General features: G+C 72.4%; 16 protein-coding genes. 6 read left to right on the top strand and 10 right to left on the bottom strand.

Going from position 1 to position 18,970, the window contains the following annotated elements; translation table 11 throughout:
- Window positions 1-22: 22 nt before the first annotated feature.
- Window positions 23-520 (bottom strand): cupin domain-containing protein, encoded by a 498-nt coding sequence (locus ACH4U8_RS28735; protein ID WP_360311001.1) that lies wholly within the window; start codon window positions 518-520, stop codon window positions 23-25.
- Window positions 521-686: 166 nt separating this feature from the next.
- Between ACH4U8_RS28735 and ACH4U8_RS28730 the strand changes: the two genes are divergently transcribed.
- On the top strand, window positions 687-1,310 hold the full coding sequence (locus tag ACH4U8_RS28730) for a dihydrofolate reductase family protein (protein WP_395781129.1): 624 nt from the start codon (window positions 687-689) through the stop codon (window positions 1,308-1,310).
- A gap of 31 nt (window positions 1,311-1,341) precedes the next feature.
- On the opposite strand, the gene glsA is transcribed toward ACH4U8_RS28730, so the two are convergent.
- The gene (glsA, locus tag ACH4U8_RS28725) at window positions 1,342-2,703 is read right to left on the bottom strand and encodes a glutaminase A (protein ID WP_395781127.1); all 1,362 of its coding nucleotides are present in this window, start codon (window positions 2,701-2,703) and stop codon (window positions 1,342-1,344) included.
- 174 nt (window positions 2,704-2,877) lie between these two features.
- Window positions 2,878-3,885: a LysR family transcriptional regulator gene (locus ACH4U8_RS28720; protein WP_395781125.1), complete on the bottom strand. Its 1,008-nt coding sequence runs from the start codon at window positions 3,883-3,885 to the stop codon at window positions 2,878-2,880.
- Between the two features lie 172 nt (window positions 3,886-4,057).
- On the opposite strand from ACH4U8_RS28720, the gene ACH4U8_RS28715 reads away from it, so the two are divergent.
- Window positions 4,058-5,431, top strand: a complete 1,374-nt coding sequence (locus ACH4U8_RS28715) for an MFS transporter (RefSeq protein WP_395781123.1) — start codon at window positions 4,058-4,060, stop codon at window positions 5,429-5,431.
- An 81-nt stretch (window positions 5,432-5,512) separates the two neighbouring features.
- On the opposite strand, the gene helR is transcribed toward ACH4U8_RS28715, so the two are convergent.
- Window positions 5,513-7,690 (bottom strand): RNA polymerase recycling motor ATPase HelR, encoded by a 2,178-nt coding sequence (helR, locus tag ACH4U8_RS28710; protein ID WP_395781121.1) that lies wholly within the window; start codon window positions 7,688-7,690, stop codon window positions 5,513-5,515.
- A gap of 414 nt (window positions 7,691-8,104) precedes the next feature.
- On the opposite strand from helR, the gene ACH4U8_RS28705 reads away from it, so the two are divergent.
- Complete coding sequence (locus ACH4U8_RS28705) at window positions 8,105-8,911, top strand: sugar phosphate isomerase/epimerase family protein (RefSeq protein ID WP_395781119.1); 807 nt, start codon at window positions 8,105-8,107, stop codon at window positions 8,909-8,911.
- 29 nt (window positions 8,912-8,940) lie between these two features.
- Here the strand turns inward: ACH4U8_RS28705 and ACH4U8_RS28700 are convergent, their stop codons facing one another.
- The 5 genes from ACH4U8_RS28700 to ACH4U8_RS28680 all read right to left on the bottom strand — a co-directional run bounded on the left by ACH4U8_RS28700 (window position 8,941) and on the right by ACH4U8_RS28680 (window position 13,980).
- Window positions 8,941-9,849 (bottom strand): hypothetical protein, encoded by a 909-nt coding sequence (locus ACH4U8_RS28700; RefSeq protein ID WP_395781117.1) that lies wholly within the window; start codon window positions 9,847-9,849, stop codon window positions 8,941-8,943.
- A 247-nt stretch (window positions 9,850-10,096) separates the two neighbouring features.
- A complete protein-coding gene (locus ACH4U8_RS28695; RefSeq protein ID WP_395781494.1) occupies window positions 10,097-10,741 on the bottom strand; it encodes a LuxR C-terminal-related transcriptional regulator in 645 nt (214 codons plus the stop codon).
- A gap of 53 nt (window positions 10,742-10,794) precedes the next feature.
- Entirely contained in the window at window positions 10,795-12,141 is a 1,347-nt protein-coding gene (locus ACH4U8_RS28690; protein WP_395781115.1) for a sensor histidine kinase, read from the bottom strand.
- A gap of 219 nt (window positions 12,142-12,360) precedes the next feature.
- Entirely contained in the window at window positions 12,361-13,221 is an 861-nt protein-coding gene (locus tag ACH4U8_RS28685) for a helix-turn-helix transcriptional regulator (protein WP_360310983.1), read from the bottom strand.
- A 129-nt stretch (window positions 13,222-13,350) separates the two neighbouring features.
- Window positions 13,351-13,980: a CGNR zinc finger domain-containing protein gene (locus ACH4U8_RS28680; protein WP_395781113.1), complete on the bottom strand. Its 630-nt coding sequence runs from the start codon at window positions 13,978-13,980 to the stop codon at window positions 13,351-13,353.
- 38 nt (window positions 13,981-14,018) lie between these two features.
- Here ACH4U8_RS28680 and ACH4U8_RS28675 point away from each other — a divergent pair, with 38 nt between their 5' ends.
- Window positions 14,019-15,245 (top strand): MFS transporter, encoded by a 1,227-nt coding sequence (locus tag ACH4U8_RS28675; protein ID WP_395781111.1) that lies wholly within the window; start codon window positions 14,019-14,021, stop codon window positions 15,243-15,245.
- An 89-nt stretch (window positions 15,246-15,334) separates the two neighbouring features.
- Here ACH4U8_RS28675 and ACH4U8_RS28670 read toward each other — a convergent pair whose 3' ends face one another.
- Window positions 15,335-16,414 carry a LacI family DNA-binding transcriptional regulator gene (locus ACH4U8_RS28670; RefSeq protein ID WP_395781109.1) on the bottom strand — a complete coding sequence of 360 codons (1,080 nt, stop codon included), beginning with the start codon at window positions 16,412-16,414 and terminating at the stop codon, window positions 15,335-15,337.
- 196 nt (window positions 16,415-16,610) lie between these two features.
- On the opposite strand from ACH4U8_RS28670, the gene ACH4U8_RS28665 reads away from it, so the two are divergent.
- Both ACH4U8_RS28665 and ACH4U8_RS28660 read left to right on the top strand, forming a co-directional pair.
- On the top strand, window positions 16,611-17,780 hold the full coding sequence (locus tag ACH4U8_RS28665) for a Gfo/Idh/MocA family protein (protein ID WP_395781107.1): 1,170 nt from the start codon (window positions 16,611-16,613) through the stop codon (window positions 17,778-17,780).
- The gene (locus tag ACH4U8_RS28660) at window positions 17,777-18,949 is read left to right on the top strand and encodes a dihydrodipicolinate synthase family protein (RefSeq protein WP_360310973.1); all 1,173 of its coding nucleotides are present in this window, start codon (window positions 17,777-17,779) and stop codon (window positions 18,947-18,949) included. Before ACH4U8_RS28665 ends, ACH4U8_RS28660 begins: the two co-directional genes overlap by 4 nt.
- Window positions 18,950-18,970 lie beyond the last annotated feature (21 nt).

Raw genomic sequence — 18,970 nt, 5'->3', positions numbered from 1 at the left:
GGCGAATGCGGTGGCCGTCGCGCTACCCGCCCAGGTCCACCCAGTGGTTGTCGTGGCGCAGGAAGAACTGCGCGCGTTCCTTGTCGGTGAGGTGTTCCAACTCGGGAATGCCCTCGAAGTAGGTCTCGCGTGGCGCCCCGGGCGCGAACTGGAGCAACATCGAGGCCGGCTCGCCGGATTCGTTGCGGAACGCGTGCAGGCCGCCGACCGGCACGTACAGGAAGTCACCGGCCTTGGCGTCGCGCCACGCGTCGCCGTCGAACAGCCGGATCGTGCCGGACAGCACGAAGAACGACTCGGAGATGGTCCGGTGGAAGTGCGTGCTCGGGCCGCTGGGTACCGCGTGCATGTCCACCCGGTACAGCCCGTACTCGCCGTCGGTGGAATCGGTCGTGGCCAGGTAGTGGTAGGTCGCCCCGGCCGTGGTCAGCTCGGGCGGATGCTCGGCGGGGCGGAAGCGGGCGCTGACCTCGCCGCCCTCGCCCCGGTAGCGGGCCTCGGGATAGATCGGATACGACATGTGGTGGCTCCTCGTGCGCCGATGGTCGCGCGGAGTGGGTGCCGCGCGAGGTGGTTTGCCGCCGTGGGTGGTGGGAACTTCGCAGGGATCCCTCCCGCACCGATGAGTTTCCGGCCGACCGGCGGTCGAAGCATGTGACGGCTCGGAAACCACGAAGGGCACTGCCATGAAGCTCGTCCTCACCACCTTCCTCACCATCGACGGTATCTACCAGGCGCCGGGTGGGCCGGAGGAGGACCCCAGCGGCGCGTTCGAGCACGGCGGTTGGTCGGTGCCCTACGGCGACGACGACTTCGGGCGGTTCATGACCGACGTCATCGGCCGGGCGGAAGCCTTCCTGCTCGGACGCCGCACCTACGAGATCTTCGCGTCGTACTGGCCGAAGATGACCGCCCCCGACGACCTGATCGCCGACCGGCTGAACAGACTGCCCAAGTACGTTCCCACCGCCACCCTGACGTCGGCCGACTGGGCGAACACCACGCTGCTCGGCGGCGATCTCGGCCGCGAGGTCGCCGCGCTCAAGCAGCGCGACGGCGGTGAACTGCAGATCCACGGCAGCGGAGCCCTGGCCGGCGCGCTGCTCCGGCTCGGGCTGATCGACACGATGCACCTGCTGACCTTCCCGGTCGTCGTGGGCACGGGCAAGCGCCTGTTCACCCCCGATCTACAGCCGACCGCGTTCACCCTCACCGAGTCGCGCACCACCGGGACCGGCGTGGTCATCGACTCCTACGAACGGGTCGGGGCGCCCACGTACGGGTCGTACGAGCGGCCCGAGTTCCAATAGCCCGCGTTTCCCGGGACGAAGGCCACCGCGCTCACCCCGCCGGTGGTGCCGCCGCCGTCGCCAGGAGTCGGTCCTCGCACCAGGCCACGGCCTCCTCGCGGCTGCGGAACGCGGCCCACGGTGCCGGCTCGGCGATCGGGTCGAGCAGCGGTTCCCGGGCCGCGATGGCGAGCTCGTGACCGGCGGTGACCAGATCGGCCAGGGCGGCGCCGAGCATCGCGGCGGGACCGACCGCGATCCCGGTGACCCGGTCCACGTCCAACACGATCCAACCCGGTGCCGGCGGCACCGACTCGCGCAGCGCGTGCAGCAGGTGTTCCGTCTCGGTGAATTCCAACATGCCCTGGGCGCGGATGACCACGATGCGGTGCCCCTCGCGGTCCAGGACGGCCCGCTGGGCCGGGGTGCGAGCCCGGTAGGAGGGGTGGTCGAGCGAGGTGGTGACATCGGTGACGGTCGCGATGTGCCGGCCCGGTTGGTGCATCAGGTGCAGGGCGAAGCGTTCGGAGAGTTCGGTGAGTGCGATCACGCCGCGTACCGGGTTGCCCGCGCGGTCCAGTGGCGGGCTGTGCACGGCGATGCCGAAGCGCGCCGGGCTGCACGCGATCAGGCCGCCGGACACCCCGCTCTTGGCGGGCAGGCCCACCCGCAGCAACCATTCGCCGGCGGTGTCGTACATGCCGCACGTGGCCATCACCGCGAGTGCCCGCACCGCCACCGGTTCGGCGACCACCCGGTCGCCGGTGACCGGATTGACGCCGCCGTTGGCCAGTGTCGCCGCCATCACCGCCAGGTCGGCGACGTGCACCCGGATCGAGCACTGGCGGAAATAGGTGCGTACGGTCTCGTCCACGTCGCCGGACAACGACCCCGCGCCGCGCATCAGGTAGGCCAGGGCTCGGTTGCGGTCGCCGGTGTCGGCCTCGGAGCGGTACACCTCCTCGTCGACGTCCAGGGAGCGGCCCGCGAACGCGGACAGGCACGCGCGGATGCGCTCGAAACGATCCCGGGCGTCCGCGGCCGGGACCAGTGAGGTGGTCACGATGGCACCGGCGTTGACCATCGGGTTCGCCGGGCGGCCGGTGCCCGGTTCGAGGCTGATCGCGTTGAACGCCTCGCCGCTGGGCTCCGCGCCGACCCGGCGGCTCACCTCGGCCGGGCCCAGCTCGGACAGCGCGAGCGCGTACACGAACGGCTTCGACACGGACTGGATGCTGAACGGGTCGTCGGTATCACCGGCGCGGTAGCAGTGGCCGGACATGCTGACCAGCGCCAACCCGAAGGTGCGCGGGTCGGCCGAGGCCAACTGCGGGATGTAGTCCGCGACTTCGCCGTCGGTGACGGCGCCGAGCCGGTCGTGGATCTCGACCAGGGAGGCGGTCACCGGGTCCATGACGCCGCCCCACCCCGGCGCCGAGGGACTTCCCGTCGTCGCTGCACCATCGCACTCCCATCCACCGCCCACCGGCTCCGCAACGGACAGTGACCGCCAACCCCGGAACGTAAACGCCGCCGGCTCGGTCGCCGCACCGGACGGGGGCCGGGCCGGACGGCGGTGCGGGTCGGGTCAGCGCGCCGGGAGCGCCGTGGTGGTGGTCGCGACGGCGCGGGCGGGCGTCGGCGCGGAGGCCGGGCCGGGGGCGGCAGCCGGGTGGGGAGCCGGGTCGGCAACCGAGCCGGGGCCGGGACTCGAAGTGGGAGCCGCTGCCGCGTAGAGGACTTCGCGGAGGCCGGGGAGGGATTCCCGGTCCGGGCGCCAGACCAGACGCAGGGTCAGATCGGGGGCGTCCAGGGCGAGCCGGATCAAGCTCCCGGCGGCAAGCTGGTCGGCGACCGCGAAGATCGGCAACAGGGCCACTCCCAGGCCCTGTTCGGTCCAGGCCCGGATGACCGCCACACCGCCGACCCGGACCTGTTCCACCTCCGCGCCCAGGAGTCGATCACCGGCCAGGCGGAACGAGCAGGCCGCCGCGTTGACCAGCAGCCGGTGCCCGCGCAGATCCTCGCCGGCGATCCGGGCCCGGCCCCCGAGCGGGTGGCCCGGCGCCGCGACCAGGGCCAGTGGGACCGGCTCCAGGTCGACGAACGCCAGGGCGGCCGGCGGCGGTTCGAAGCCCAGCTCGCCGAGCCAGGTGCCGGTGTCCAGGACCAGCGCCGCATCCAGGCGGCCGGCGGCCACCTCGCCCAGCAGCTCGTCGCGCGTTCGGTCCGAAGCCACCCGGACCCGCAGGTCGGGCCGACGCGCGGCGAGCCGGGCCAGCACCGGCGGCACGTGCGTCGCGGCGATGCTCTCCAACGCGCCCAGCCGCAACAGCGGCGCGGCGTCCGCGACCTCGCGGCGCGCCTGTTCGGCCTGGTCGAGCAGACGATGGGCCCAGTCGCGCATGCGCTCCCCGGCCGGCGTCAGCGTCATGCCCCGGGGGCCTCGGTCGAACAACGCGACGCCGACCGACTTCTCCAGCACCCGGATCTGTTCCGACACCGACGAGGGCGCGATGCCGAGCACGTTGGCGGCGGCGGTGACGGTCCCGGTGCGGGTGACCGTCTCGAACGTGCGGAGTTGCCGAAATTCCATGGTCCGGCAACCCCGGGCGGGCGTTCGGATATTCCGAACGGGGCATGCGGCCCAGCCGGTCGAGTCGAATCGGGCGCGCCCACACAGTGGTTGCCCTCGACCCCATTCCGATCGCCGACACCTCGGGCGTGTTCTCGGTCGTGGTCACCCCTTCCATTCCTGGAGAACCTCGATGTCCGTCGTCGATTCACCCCTGTCCACCCGGCCCACGCCGACGGCGCGTTCGCGTACGGTCGCCCTCCTCGGCATCGCGCTCGGCTATTTCATGGTGTTGCTCGACCTGACCGTGTTGTCGGTCGCCGAGCCGGATCTGGCCCGGTCGCTGGGCAGTTCGGTGGCCGGTCTGCAATGGGTGGTGTCCGGGTACACCGTCGTGTTCGGCGCGCTGCTGTTGACGGCGGGCGCGGTGGCCGACCGGTTCGGTGCGCATCGGGCTTTCCGGGTGGGCATCATCGTGTTCGGCCTCGGCTCGCTGCTCAGCGCGTGGGCGCCGGACCTGTGGACCCTGGTCGCCCTGCGCGGATTGCTCGGTGTGGCCGCCGCCGCGTGCGTACCCGCGTCGATGGCGATGGTCACCACGCTGTATCCGGTGCCGGCCGAGCGCGCCAGGGCGGTCGCGGTGTGGGCCGCACTCAGCGGCGCCGCGCTCGCGGTGGGACCGATCGCCGGCGGCGTGTTGGTCGACGCCTTCGGCTGGCGGGCCATCTTCCTGATCAACGTACCGCTCGCCGCGCTTACCTTCGCGCTGACCGCCGGGCGAACGGCGCGCTGCCCGAAGGGTGTCCGGCCGATCGACTGGACCTCCCAACTCGTCGCGTGCGTGGCCCTCGGACTGGCCACCGACGCACTGATCGCGGCGGGCTCCGGCGCCACGACCCACGCGATCGCCTCGGGCGCGGGCGCGGTGGCGGCGGGACTGTTGTTCGCCGGGTCCGAGCGGCGCAGCCCCGACCCGGTGCCGGCCCGGGCGATCCTGCGCTCGCGGAACACGGTGTCCGCGTTGCTCGCGGGGGCGGCGGTCAACTTCACCATGACCGGGCTGCTGTTCGTCCTGCCGCTGCTGTTTCGGCAGAACCTGCACATGTCGCCGCTGGAGACCGGCGTCGCGTTCTTGCCGATGACCCTGCCGTTCGCGGTCAACCCGCTGCTCACCGGCCGGATCGTGGCCGCCTCGGGAGCGCGTGGGCCGATGTTGGCCGGGTTGGGCCTGCTGACCGCGGGCAGCGTCGTGTTCACCGCGGCGGTACTGACCGGGTCGGCCTACCCGGTCCTGGCCATCGGCCTGCTGTGCACCGGCTTCGGCGTCTCCTTCGCGCTCCCCGCGCTGGTCACCACGGTGATCACCACGGCCCCCGAGGGCACGGCGGGCGCCGCCGGCGGCCTCCTCAACGCGGTCCGCCAGATCGGCGCGACGGTCGGCGTCGCCGCGATGGGCGCCTTCGTCAGCGTCGACGGCGCGGCCGACCCGCACGACCTGGCCTGGGCGCTGCTGTTGCCGGGCGTACTGTGTGGGGCCATGACGCTCGCGGTGGGTCGGCGGCGCTGACCCGGTTCCTGCCCCTGCCCTCGAATCCCGGGCCCGCCCCGCCGTTCGACGCGGCCGGGGCGGGCGTTCCTCCGGGCCGGCTCAGGCGCTCGTGAGGATGACGAGTTGTCGGGTCGCCCGGGTCATCGCGACATAGCGGTCGACCGCCCCTTCGATTCCGCCGCCGAACGCCTTTGGGTCGATCAGGACGACCAGGTCGAATTCGAGCCCCTTGGACAGCTCCGGGGTCAGCGACCGGACGCGGGGCGTCGACCGGAAGGTGGGGTCGCCGATGACGCAGGCGATTCCCTCGGCATGGCCGGCGAGCCAGGTGTCCAGGATCGAGGTCAGCTCCGCGGCGGAGCCGTACGCGACGGGAACACCGCTGCTGCGGATCGAGGTCGGCACGTTGGCGTCCGGGATTACGGCCCGGATGACCGGCTCGGCCTCGGTCATGATCTCCTCCGGCGTCCGGTAGTTGACGCCCAGGGAGGCCAGGTTGATCCGGTCGAGCCCGACGCGTTCGAGGCGTTCCTGCCACGACTCGGTGAAGCCGTGCCGGGCCTGGGCACGGTCCCCGACGATGGTGAAGCTTCGGGACGGGCAGCGCAGCAGCAACATCTGCCACTCCGCGTCGGTGAGTTCCTGGGCCTCGTCCACGACGACGTGCGCGAACGGACCGGCGAGCAGGTCCGGTTCGACGCCGGGCTGGGCGGACTCGTCGACCAGGGACGCCCGGAAGTCCTCGCCGCGCAGCATCGTCACCGCGCCCTCGCCGTCGTCGTCGGCCTCCAGCAGCGCGTCGACCACGTGCGACATGTGCTCGCGTTCGGCGGCGACGGCGGCCTTGTGTCGGCGCTTGCGGCGCGCCGCCTCCGGATCGCCGAGCCGCAGCCGGGCCGCGTCCAGGAACGGCAGGTCGGACACCGTCCAGGCCCGGACGTCCCCGCGCTGCAACCGACGAACCTCGTCCGCGCCGAGCCAGGGAGCACACATCCGCAGGTACGCGGGCACCGACCACAGGTCGCCGACCACGTCGGTCGCCTCCAGCAGCGGCCAGGCGGCGTTGAAGGCGGCCAACAGTTCCCGGTTCCGCGACAGGGACCTGCGGAGCAGGTCGTCCGAGACCTCGTCGTCGTCGTGCTTGTCCACCAGGATGGTGAGCAGTTCCTCCCAGATCTGCTCGCGCGCCTCGTTGTGCGCGGCGGCGGGTTCCGCCGCGTCGAACGCCTCGGCCCAATCGCCGGCGGTCAGCCGGATGTCGGACCAGTGGGTGGTGACCGTCATCCCCTTGGTGGGCGGTTCCTCGTAGAACGCGACGGCCTTCTCGATCGCCCGCACCAGGTCCGCGGACGACTTCAGCCGGGCCACCTCCGGGTCGGCCTCCACCCCGGCCTCGGCGCCCTCGACGACGAGGTCCCGCAGGGTGCAGGTCTGCACGCCCTCCTCACCCAGGCTGGGGAGCACGTCGGCGACGTAGTTCAGGTAGGGCTGATGCGGGCCGACGAACAGTACGCCGCCCCGCCGGTGACCCAGGCGAGGGTAGGCGTAGAGGAGGTAGGCGGAGCGGTGCAGGGCGACGACGGTCTTGCCGGTGCCCGGCCCGCCGTCGACCACGAGAGCGCCGCGCGATCCGGCGCGGATGATCGCGTCCTGGTCGGCCTGGATGGTGCCGAGCACGTCGCGCATCCGGGGCGAGCGGTTGCCGCCCAGACTGGCGATGAAGGCGGACTGGTCGTCCAGCGCGGCGTGCCCGTCGAAGGCGTCCGCGCCGAACACCTCGTCCCAGTAGTCGCCGATCCGGCCGCGGGTCCAGCGATAGCGGCGCCGGCCGGCCAGGCCCATCGGGTTGCCGTGGGTGGCGCCGAAGAACGGCTCGGCGGCCGGTGTGCGCCAGTCGATCAGCAGTCGGCGGCCGGCGCTGTCGGTGAGGCCGAGGCGGCCGACGTAGACCGGCTCGGCGTCGTCCGTGCCGACCATGCGTCCGAGGCACAGGTCCAGGCCGAAGCGGCGCAGGGCCCGCAGGCGGGTGGTCAGCCGGTGGATCTCGATGTCCCGGTCCATCGCCTGCCGGCCCTTGCCGCCGGGGGACTTGCGCTCGGCGTCGAGGCGGGCGGACAGTTCGGCGACGGACTCTTCCAGGCACTCCGCGATGGCCGCGAAGTGCAACTCGTCGTCGGCGATCAGCGCCGGGTCGGCCTTGGCGGAGAGACGGTCGGGGAGGTCGAACGCGCTGCCGGCGATGGTGGTGGTCGGGGTGTTCACGGCATGCCCACGCACGTAGTGACTCTCCTATATCCGCAGATTCCGGCCCATGTTCGGGCTCAGGTCGATGATTCTGCGGTACGACGGGGGCCTTGCCGCAAGGCCCCCGGTGCGTTATAAGTTGTTAACGGCGGGGGACACGTGTTCCTTCGCCCTTTTTTGTGTGTGGCGGTCGTGTGTGGTCGTCGCATGCGGGGCCGGACGACCCTGGCGACCCTGTCGAGACGACCTCCGGGCCCGGCACCGGAGTCGGCGACGGACGGAACACGAGCGTACGGATACGGGCGCGGTTCCGAGCGGTGTGTCGGGCGGGGTGTGCTTGACCGGCAATCCGACGGCGATCTAACCTCCGTACGGAAAGCGCTTACCGGGCGGCGGGTCCGCCGGGCCGATCGGTGGCGTGGCGCCGGGCGAGGGAGTCGAGGACGCGTGAGCACACCCGAGCAGGCCAAACAGTGGGCGTTCAGCACGCTCGGCGCACCCGGCCGCCCCCTGCACGAACACCTCGCCCGGGCCCGACGGCACGGCTGTACCGGACTGGAACTGCGGGTACACCAGGACGAGTTCGTACACCTGGACCTGCCGGTCGACGAACGCCGGGCGATCCGCGCCCGCATCGCCGACGCCGACCTCGCGGTACCGTGCCTGGCGGGCTACGCCGGCATCTGCGCGCCCACGCCCGACCCGATCGTGGTGTCCTCGATCAGCCGACTCCTCGACCTGGCCCACGACCTGAACGCGCCCGCCGTGCGGATCTTCCCCGGCGGCACCGGCGACGGGGACGCCGAACGCGCCGGGCACCGGCTCGCGCTGCTGCTGCCGGAGGCGACCGCGCGCGGGGTCACCATGCTGGTGGAGACCCACGACTCGCACCCGACCGGCGCGGCGGTCGCGTCCCTGGTCCGACCGTTCGCGGGCGCGGTCGGGGTGATCTGGGACGCGTTGCACCCGTGGCGGCACGGCGAGCAGCCCGGCGACACGGCCGAGGCCCTGGCCGGGCTGCTGCGCTACGTCCAGATCAAGGACGCCGCGTCCGCCACCGACACCACGCCGGTCCCGCTGGGCACCGGGTCAGTACCGCTCACCACCATCGGCACCACCCTGCGCGAACACCGGTGGCAGGGCTGGGTGTCACTGGAGTGGGAGCGGGCCTGGTATCCGGAGGTGGCCCCGCTGGACGAGGTGTTGCCCGGAGCGGCGGAGTGGGTGAACCGCTTCGGCTCGGCGATCGGGTAGCCGTATTCACCCGCACGACGGGAGGTCGATCACCAGCCGCCGTCGAACAGAGCCGCGAGCCCCGGCTTCGGGTCGGTGGCATTGCCGATGTTCGCCACCACGACGACGACCACGACGAGCGCCGCGAGCATCGCGAGGACGCCGAACGAGCCCAGCAGCCGCCTTGTTCGCCGCGCGGACGGGTCGGTTCGGGCGGCGGGGTCGGTTCCGGCGGACGGCTTGGTTCGGGCGGACGGTTTGGTTCGCGCGAACCGCCGGTACGACAGCACGCTCAGGCCGATGAGGGCGATCACCACGATCGCACCGAGCACGGCCATCGCGGCGTGGTATCGGGCGAAGTCGTCGATCATCAGGTCGAGGGGCGGCGGGGTTTGCGCACCGGTACCCGTCCCCGTACCCGCCGTGCCCGAAGGCGCGGCCAGTTGCTCCCTGATCCGGGTGAGGGTCACGGCGAGTTCCCCCTTCGGCTTGCCGGCCGGCAACATCGCCAACAGCGAGGCGAAAGGCGCCACCGCGCCCTGGATGTTGGCCACCAGCACCACCGCCGCGAACAAGGTGAGCATCCCGACGAGGACGCCGGCCGACCCGAGGGCCGCCCTCCCGCCCGCCCCGAGGCCGTCGGCCCGCAGGAATGCCCGCCAGAGGAGCACGCCGAGCACACCGAGCACGATCAGCAGCAGCGCGGCGACCACGGCCTTGGCCGCGTGATAGCGGAACCAGTAGTCGACCACCCGCTCCATGCCGGGGGTGAAGTCCCGGTTGCCGGCATTCCAGTACCGGACGAACTCCGCGCGGAAGGATGCGGCGAGGTTGCCCTCGTCGAGCGAGTCGCCGCCCGACCCGCTCGCCGCCACCAGGCCCGGGACGAGGAACAGGGCGACGAGCAGGGCCGCGGCGAGGGCGACGAGCGTGGCGAATGTGGCGCGTGAGGTGCGCATGGCGGGTGCGGTTGGCGTGGCGGGTGCGGCGCGTGTGCGATCGGGGCCGCCTGCGATTCGTGCGAGGGCTGCCGGAGGTCGTGGCGGGTCCGCGTCGGGTGGTGTCGCTGTCATGCCGACCACGGTTTCGCACCCGCGCCGCCGGGTCACCGGAGCAGGCCGGACACTCGGGGGTATGGCAGGCCACACCCCCGAGGCGGGGGAAGCGCACGCCCCGGGGATCGAACGCGCGGCGCGTGGACCGCCGTCAGCCGCTCAGGTAGGTGAGAACGGCGAGGACCCGGCGGTGTCGGGTGTCGTCGGGCGGCAGGCCGAGTTTGGCGAAGATGTTGCCGATGTGCTTCTCCACCGCGCTGGCCGAGACGACCAGTTGCCGAGCGATCGCGGTATTGGAGCAGCCCTCGGCCATCAGCGCCAGGATCTGCCGTTCGCGAGGGGTCAGGGCCCTCACCGGGCTGTCCCGACGCTGCTCCGTGAGCAACCGGGCGACGACCTGGGGGTCGAGTACGGTCGCGCCCTGCGCGACCCGGTCCAGCGCGTCCAGGAACTCGGCGATCCTGGCGACCCGGTCCTTGAGCAGGTACCCGATCGCACCGGAGCCGTCCGCGAGCAGCTCGCCGGCGTAGGACGCCTCCACATACTGGCTGAGCATCAGCATCGGGGTTCCGGGGAGCTGCGAGCGGGCGGCGATCGCCGCGCGCAGGCCCTCGTCCGAGTGGGTCGGCGGCATCCGTACGTCCACGATCGACACGTCCGGACGGTGTTCGAGGACCGCCTCGACCAGGGCGGGGCCGTCGCCGACGGCGGCCGACACCCGATGACCCTCCTCGACGAGCAGGCGGATCAGGCCCTCGCGCAGCAGTACCGAGTCGTCGGCCACGACGATCCGCAACGAACGGCGGACCATGGCATCCGGTGCGGATTCGGACGCCGCGTCGCCCGGGGTCAGCAACACGGCAGCTCCGCGATGATCGTCGTGGGGCCGCCGGCGGGGCTGTCGATCTCCAGCCGACCGCCGACCGCGTGCAGCCGCTCGTCCAGACCGCGCAGTCCGTGTCCCTTGGCCGACGCCGCGCCGCCCACCCCGTCGTCCGTCACCCGAACCCGCAAGCTTCCCCCACTGTGGCGTAGTTCGATCGTGCACCGGTGCGCGTGGCTGTGCTTGGCCACGTTGGTCAGGCTCTCCGCGACCACGAAGTACGCGGCCGTCTCGACGCCGGCGGCGGGCCGACGCTCCAGCGGAACCGTATCGAGTTCGGCGGGGACGGTGGAGCGCGCGGCCAGGGCGGCGAGCGCCTCGTTCAGGCCGCGGTCGACCAGGATCGGCGGGGCGATGCCGCGCGACAACGCCCGCAACTCGTCCAGCGCCTCGCGGGTTTGCACGATCGCGTCGGCGAGGGCCGCCCGAACGGTCTCCGGCCGGCTGTCGAGGTAGTGCTCGGCCCGCCCCAGTTCCATCGCCAGGCGGACCAGTCGTTGCTGGGGACCGTCGTGGATGTCGCGCTCCAGCCGGCGCAGTGCGGTCGTCTCGGCCGTCACCGCGGCGACGGTCTGCGCGCGGGCGGTGTCGCGCTCCTGCTCCAACCCGCTGATCCGGCGATGCAACGCGGACACGTCGAAGAGCAGCGCCTGCCCCAGGCCGGCCTGGATGGTGGTGCACGCCCGGATCGCCGACGGCAGCGCACACAGCAGGAGCAGGCCGACCGTGGTCCCGAAGGCGACCCGATCGGTGGGCGACAACAGACCCAGGCTCACCGAGACGTGCGACTCGGTGCCGCCCGCGGTCAGGGACAACGGTTGCAGCGACCCGGGCGGCGCGTACTCGTAGCGCAGCGCACAGGTGGCGCAGGCGAAAGCGACGAACCACCACAGCGCGGTCACCGTCGCGGTGACCAGGGCGACCGGGAACGCCACCACCGCGTGCGCCGCATCGAGCCACGCCCCGGCACCGGACCCGGCGGCGCCGCGGGCCTGCGGCTTCGGCGGCGGGTCCAGGTGTTCGCGCTCCGGCGTCGGGGGCCGCACCTTGGCGATGCGCCACCGTTCCAGGTCGGCGCACCTGCGCGCCGGGGCCATCGCGCGGGCCACGACCGGCGAACCACCGGGCAGCAGCAGACCGAGCGTCGCGACGACCGCCCCGCCGAGGACGGCCAGGAGGCCGGCCGCGGCGGTCACCGGCGCGGTGAGCAGGTAGAACGACCGGATGAGGGTCTGCCGCCCCGTACGGGAGAGGACCCCGGCGCCCGACCACCACCGACCGCGCGCTGCTGTGGTGGGGAGCGACTTGGTCATGGGCCTACGCTAATACGGCGGTGCGGCGGCTTGGGCGGTACGGCTGTTTGGGCGGTGCGGCTGTACGGGGGCTTCGGGGGTACGAGGGCTTCGAACGTGGGGGAGCTTCGGTGTCGGTGGTGCGCGGCTGGGCGAGGGCTTCGGCTTGGGCGACAGGACTGTACGAGGGCTTCCGTCGGCTGCCCCCCGCGAGGGCATCGAAGCGGACCTCGGGTGTGGCTAGGGCATTTTGGGTGGGTCGTTCGTCGCGGCGAGGCGAGACAGTTCGCGCAGGAGCCGACGGCCCGCCTCGTTCTGTTCCACCGGCTGGTGGATGAGGAGGCGTCGGCCGCCCTCCATCCGCAACACCTCGAACGCGAGGGTGAACTCGCCGAGTTGCGGATGGTGGTAGGTCGCCCGGTCGAGGTCCCCGCGCCGGACCTCGTAACGTTGCCAGTGGGTCGCGAACTCCGGGCTCTGCGCCGTGAGTTCCTCGACCAAGGCGGTGAGTGCGCGATCCCGGGGATCGGCCGCCACGAGCGTGCGCAACTGGGTGGTGGCGCCCGACACGACACCCTCCCAGTCGACGAACAGGTCCCGCGCGGCCGGGTGCAGAAACAGATACCGCATCATGTTCCACCGGTCGGGCGACCACTGGGCCAACCCCGGGAACAGCACGAACGCCTCGGGGTTGGCGGCCAGGACGTCGCCGGTCCGGGTGAGCAGACACGCGGGCCAGGGTCGAACCCGCTCCAGCAGGGCGAGGATTCCCGGCCGCGTCTCCCGATCCGCCGGCGCACCCTCGGCCGACACCCGCTCGTCCTCGTGGTTGGCCAGCATGTACAGGTGCGCGTGCTCCTCCTCGGTCAACCGCAGCGCCGCCGCGAGACCGTCCAGGACTGCACCGCCGGGATTGTTCTCCCGACCCTGCTCCAGGCGCGTGTAGTACTGGATGCTCAATCCCGCGAGCGCCGCCAGCTCCTCCCGGCGCAGCCCCTGGGTCCGACGCAGGCCGATGGCCGCCGGCAGCCCGACGTCGCCGGGCTGGAGGCGGGCACGGCGGGCTTGCAGGAACTCTCCGAGCGGATGTGGTGACGTCACTCCCCGATTGTCACAAAAACGGAGGGGTGCGTGTCGGGTCGAAGGGTTGCCGGTACTGGCGCCGGCGTTGGCGCCACTGCCGGTGCCGGTGTTGCTGCTGCGGTCGCGGTGTGGCTGCGGCCGGTACGTCTACGCGTGGGCCCGCCGATGTGCGGCCACCCGCTCGCGGGTGGCACAGCGACGAGAGCAGTAGCGGCGGGGCCGGCCACTGCCCTCGTTGGTGAACACGCGCCGGCAGGTACCGGACGCACAGACGCCGCCGGGCGGCCGTTGTCGATCCCACACCAGGATGGTCAGGGCCAGGCACGACGAGGCGAGGAACCACTCGCCCCACGGTGCATCGTCGTCCCCGTCCAGGTGCGGATGCCAGGGGCCGCGCCCGTCGTGCGAGGTGAGCCGCAGAGTCCCTCGACCACGGCGCAACAGCCGGTTGAGCGCGGACGCGGCGGCGTCGACGTCCTGGGCGACGAAGACCGTGCGCAGCAGAACCGCGGCGGCGTGCAGATCGGTGACGTCGGTCGGGGTCAGCTCGACGGGATCGGGTTCGCCGTGGGCGCGCAGGAGCGCCGCGAGGGACTCCGGCGACGGCGTCGTCGGGGCCTGGTCCGTCGCCGGATCGTCTCCGGTGAGGGCGTTGACCAGGGCCACGGTTCGGCGGGCCACGGCTTCGATCGAGTGGCGGGTGGATCGGTCGGGGTTCGGATTTCGGTTCGGGTTCGGGTTCGGAGGGGACGAGGGCACGGGGAGAATGTAACGCATCTGGTGGAGGATTGAGTTACCTGCGTAACGTGCACAAGATGACAAAGCGTTACGGGATGTGGTCATACACGGTGGGGGCGGCGGCCGCACGCACCGGCGACGAGATGTCGGGGCCGGCGCTGCTCCTGGCCGGGTACGCGCTCACCGGGTCGGCGGCCGTGGGATCGGCGCTGCTCGCGTGCGTCACCGCGACCGCGCCCCTCGGCGGCCCGGTCTTCGGCGTGCTGTTGGATCGCTCCGCGCGACCCGGCCTGTTGCTTGCCGGCGCGTTGGCCGGTTATGCGGCGGCGCTCGGGGTGATCGTGTGGTCTCTGGGGCCGGTTCCGCTCCCGGTCGTCCTGGTGATCGCGGCGGCGGCGGGCCTGGCGGCTCCGGCCCTGGCCGGTGGCTGGACCTCGCAACTGCCCCGCGTCGTACCGGCCGCAAGCCTGCCCCGCGCCACCGCGTTCGACGCGATGACCTTCAACCTGGCCGGCCTGACCGGCCCGGCCCTGGCCGGCATCGTGGCCGGCCTGGCCGGCGCCGACGTCGCGGTGCTCACCTCGGCGGCGCTGATCTGCCTCGCGCTGCCTTCGGCCCGGGCGTTGCCCCCGCCCCGAGACCACGCTCGGCGAGCGACGCCGACCACGTCGATCGGCACCGACCTGGCCGCCGGATTCCGTGCGGTCTTTCGCACCCCGCCGCTGGCCCGGGCCACGGCCGCGTCGATGTCGTCCTGCGTGGGCCAAGGCATCCTGGTCGCGTACAGCCCGGTGGCGGGTGAACGCACCTTCGGTTCCGCCGCCCACGGCACGATCCTGCTCTCGGTCGTCGCCGCCTCGGCCCTGACCACCAACGCCCTCCTCGCCCGCCGCCCGCACGCGGTCCGCCCGGACACCGTCATGTGGTGCAGCCCTCTGCTCCTGGCCGGCGCCTTCCTGCTCGCCGCGACCGGCCGCCCGATCCCAACGATCGCCGCGATGGTGCTCGTCGGCGTCGGCGAAGGCCCACAACTCACGGCCCTCTTCGCAATCCGCCACCGCGAAGCCCCGGTCCCCCTCCGCAGCCGCATCTTCACCACCGGCGCAAGCCTGAAGATCACCACCTTCGCCCTCGGCGCAACCCTGACCGCCCTCTTGGCCCCGGCCCAACACCCGCTGCCGCTGTACGCCGCAACCCTGTTCGAATGTCTCGCAGCCTCGGCCTACATACGAGTGCGCGGGCCCGAGTGCCGGTTCGGGTCGACGCAGAGGCGAGTGCGGGCGTGCGACGGAGGCGAACGCTGATACCGATACGGGCACCAGGCGGGCTCGGATACGAATGCCGCCCCGAAGGCCGGCAGTGAGCGGGGTCGGCGGCGAGCCGGTTCGCCGACCTACCGCGGCGGCATCGTGCTGTTGCGGAGGATGAGTTCCGTGTCCAGGTCGAGGGTGCGGGGTTCGATGGTGGGCCCCGTGAGGATCATGTCCATCGCTCGGGCGCCGATGTCGGCCAGGGGTAGGCGGACCGTGGTCAGTGGGGGGTTGAGGTCGGCGGCGAAGGGCAAGTCGTCGAAGCCGACGACCGAGACCTGGTCGGGTACGCGCAGGCCCAGGTCGTCGCGAAGGGCCGCCAGGACGCCGGCGGCCATCACGTCGTTGAGGACGACGATCGCGGTCAGGTCGGGGGCGCGGGTCAGCAGGGTGCGGGCGGCGACGCGGGCCTGCTCCCGCGTGAAGCCGCCGTCGATCACCTGTGCCGGCGGCAACGGCACGCCCAGGGAGCGGAGTTGTCGGCGGGCGCCGTCGAGGCGATCGCGCACGGTGGTCAGCGCGCGTGGTCCGGAGACGATGCCGAAGTCGCGATGGCCGAGGTCGTGCAGGTGCCGCACGGCCAACGCGGCGCCGGACCGGTTGGCGGGGCGGACCGTGTCCGAGGCGATGCCGTGCTCACCGACGGCGACCACGTGGCCACCGTCGGCGCGGTAGGCGTCCACCTCGGCGGCCAGCCGCCGGGTGAATTCGCGATCGGCGAAACCACTGCCGGCCAGGACCACCGCACGGGCGCGTTGGGCGCGGAGGCGGGCCAGGTAGTCCAGTTCGAGTTCCGGGTCGCGGAAGGTCGCGGCGAGCATGACGAGCAGGCCGTGTTCGCGGGCCACGCCCATCGCGCCGGCGGCGATGGCGGCGAAGTACGGGTCGGCCACGTCGTGCACCACGACGCCGACCACGCTGGTCGTCGACCGGGCCAGCGCCTGGGCGGGCGCGTTGGAGACGTAGCGCAGCTCGCGGGCGGCGTCCAGGACGCGGCGGCGCAGTTCCTCCCCCACGATTCGGGTGCCGCTGCTGCCGTGCAGGGCACGGGAGGCGGTGGCCGAGGACACGCCGGCACGCTCGGCGACCTGCTGAAGGGTGACCGGGCCCGTCGGACGTGGCAGGGGCGCGTCGGGGGTCGGGATCGGCGTGGGCGCGGACATACGCACATGGTAGCGATTGGAAAGCGGATACCCGACTGGCCGGGGTGAGCCCGGCCTCTGCGGGTTGTCTACAGCCCGGCGTGCTCTCCATTCCCTTGACCTGATCGTCGTGGCGGCCTAGCTTACGGGAAAGCGCTTTCCCATCGGGAAGGCCGACCCGCTTCCGTCCCGTTCGCGTTTCTGAGAGGCCCCACCCATGACCACCCACACCCTCGGCGTCGTGATGAACGGCGTCACCGGCCGGATGGGCTACCGCCAGCATCTGGTCCGCTCGATCCTGGCCATTCGTGATCAGGGCGGCGTCGCACTCGCCGACGGGTCCCGGGTCCGGCTGGAACCGGTCCTGGTCGGTCGGGACGCGGAGAAGTTGCGCGCGATCGCCGACCGGCACGGGATCACCGCGTGGACGACGGACCTGGACGGCGCGCTGGCCGACCCGGCCAACTCGATCTACTTCGACGCACAGGTGACCACGGCGCGCGAGCAGGCGATCCACGCGGCGATCGCGGCGGGCAAGCACGTGTACACCGAGAAGCCCACCGCCGAGACGCTCAGCGGCGCACTCGACCTGGCCCGGGCCGCCGACGCCGCCGGGGTCAAGCACGGTGTGGTGCAGGACAAGCTGTTCCTGCCCGGCCTGCTCAAGCTGCGACGGCTGATCGAGGGCGGCTTCTTCGGCCGAATCCTCTCGGTGCGCGGCGAGTTCGGCTACTGGGTGTTCGAGGGCGACTGGCAGCCCGCCCAGCGTCCGAGCTGGAACTACCGTGCCCAGGACGGCGGCGGCATCGTCGTGGACATGTTCTGCCACTGGTCCTACGTGCTGGAGAACCTGTTCGGCCGGGTCGAGGCGGTGACGGCGAAGGCGGTCACCCACATACCCACCCGATGGGACGAGCGCGGGCGCGAGTACCCGGCGACCGCCGACGACGCCGCGTACGGCATCTTCGAACTCGAGGGCGGAATCGTCGCGCAGATCAACTCCTCGTGGACGGTCCGGGTCAACCGGGACGAACTGGTGGAATTCCAGGTGGACGGCACCGAGGGCAGCGCGGTCGCGGGATTGCGCCGCTGCCGCGTCCAGCACCGCTCGGCGACGCCGACTCCGGTGTGGAACCCCGACCTTCCGGTCACCGAGCCCTTCCGGGACCAGTGGCAGGAGGTGCCGGACAACGCGGGCGACGCCGGTTTCGACAACGGATTCAAGGTGCAGTGGGAGGACTTCGTCCGGCACGTGGTGGCCGACGAGCCGTTCGCCTTCGACTTCCTCGCCGGGGCACGCGGCGTGCAGTTGGCCGAGTGCGGGCTGCGCTCGTCGGCCGAGGGCCGTCGGGTGGAGCTGCCGGTCCTGGACGGGAAGTCCGCGTGACCGCCCGCCTGTTGTTGCCCACCGCGGCCGGAGCGCTGGAACCGTACGAGCCCACCGGGGTATACCTCGGCGCGGCCCCCGGCGGCCCGGCCTTTCGAACCCGCACCGCGTACGCCGCCGCACACGTGGTGGCCGACCCGCTCGCGGACAACACCCCGGGGCGCCCGGCCGTACCGGACTGGGACGCCACCCTCGCCTTCCGACACCACCTGTGGTCGCACGGGTTCGCGGTCGCGGACGCGATGGACACCGCGCAGCGGAACATGGGCCTGGACTGGTCGGCCACCGCCGAGCTGATCCGGCGCAGCGCCGCCGAGGCCGCCACGGTCGGCGATCCGTACGCGCTGATCGCGTGCGGCGCGGGCACCGACCACGCCGACCCGGACCTGACGATCGATCAGGTGATCGAGGCGTACACGGAACAGGTCGCGGTGGTCGAGGAGTCGGGCGCCAAGGTGGTGCTGATGGCGAGCCGCCAACTCGCCGCGGTCGCGCGCGGCGCCGAGGACTACCGCCGCGTCTACGGGGCGCTGCTGCGCCAGGTGCGACGTCCGGTCGTACTGCACTGGCTGGGCGAGGTGTTCGACCCGGCGCTGGCCGGCTACTGGGGATCGGCCGACGTGGACACCGCGACCGAGGTCTTCCTGGCCGTGGTGCGCGAGCACGCGGACCGCGTCGACGGGGTCAAGGTCTCACTGCTCGACCGTGACCACGAGATCCGGTTGCGCGCCGAACTTCCGGCGGGTGTACGGCTCTACACCGGGGACGACTTCCACTACCCGGAGCTGATCCGAGGCGACGACCGGCACTTCAGCCACGCGTTGCTGGGCATCTTCGACGCGATCGCCCCGGTCGCGGCGGGCGCGCTGCGGGCTCTGGACGCGGGCGACACGGCCGGATACGACGCGTTGTTCACGCCGACGGTCGCGCTGTCGCGGCATCTGTTCGCCGCCCCCACCTATCACTACAAGACGGGCATCGTCTTCCTGGCCTGGCTGACCGGTCACCAGCCGGCCTTCGGCATGATCGCCGGTGCCCAGTCGGCCCGTTCGCTGCCACACCTGGCGCAGGCGTATCGCCTCGCGGACGCGGCCGGGCTGTTCCCGGACGCCGACCTGGCGGCCGACCGCATGCGGGCGCTGCTCGCGGTGGCGGGGGTGCGCGGGTGAGGCCGACAGACGGTGGGAGCC

Source organism: Embleya sp. NPDC020886, assembly GCF_044333915.1.
GTDB lineage: Bacteria > Actinomycetota > Actinomycetes > Streptomycetales > Streptomycetaceae > Embleya.
This window is presented reverse-complemented; position numbering and strand designations above follow the sequence as displayed.

Bases quoted from the DNA above. Each gene is read 5' to 3' on its own strand.
- ACH4U8_RS28690 (WP_395781115.1), bottom strand. From the start codon at position 12,141: ATGACCAAGTCGCTCCCCACCACAGCAGCGCGCGGTCGGTGGTGGTCG.
- ACH4U8_RS28680 (WP_395781113.1), bottom strand. From the start codon at position 13,980: ATGCGTTACATTCTCCCCGTGCCCTCGTCCCCTCCGAACCCGAACCCG.
- ACH4U8_RS28665 (WP_395781107.1), top strand. From the start codon at position 16,611: ATGACCACCCACACCCTCGGCGTCGTGATGAACGGCGTCACCGGCCGG.
- ACH4U8_RS28670 (WP_395781109.1), bottom strand. From the start codon at position 16,414: ATGTCCGCGCCCACGCCGATCCCGACCCCCGACGCGCCCCTGCCACGT.
- ACH4U8_RS28675 (WP_395781111.1), top strand. From the start codon at position 14,019: ATGACAAAGCGTTACGGGATGTGGTCATACACGGTGGGGGCGGCGGCC.
- ACH4U8_RS28715 (WP_395781123.1), top strand. From the start codon at position 4,058: ATGTCCGTCGTCGATTCACCCCTGTCCACCCGGCCCACGCCGACGGCG.
- glsA (WP_395781127.1), bottom strand. From the start codon at position 2,703: ATGGACCCGGTGACCGCCTCCCTGGTCGAGATCCACGACCGGCTCGGC.
- ACH4U8_RS28735 (WP_360311001.1), bottom strand. From the start codon at position 520: ATGTCGTATCCGATCTATCCCGAGGCCCGCTACCGGGGCGAGGGCGGC.
- ACH4U8_RS28700 (WP_395781117.1), bottom strand. From the start codon at position 9,849: ATGCGCACCTCACGCGCCACATTCGCCACGCTCGTCGCCCTCGCCGCG.
- ACH4U8_RS28720 (WP_395781125.1), bottom strand. From the start codon at position 3,885: ATGGAATTTCGGCAACTCCGCACGTTCGAGACGGTCACCCGCACCGGG.
- ACH4U8_RS28730 (WP_395781129.1), top strand. From the start codon at position 687: ATGAAGCTCGTCCTCACCACCTTCCTCACCATCGACGGTATCTACCAG.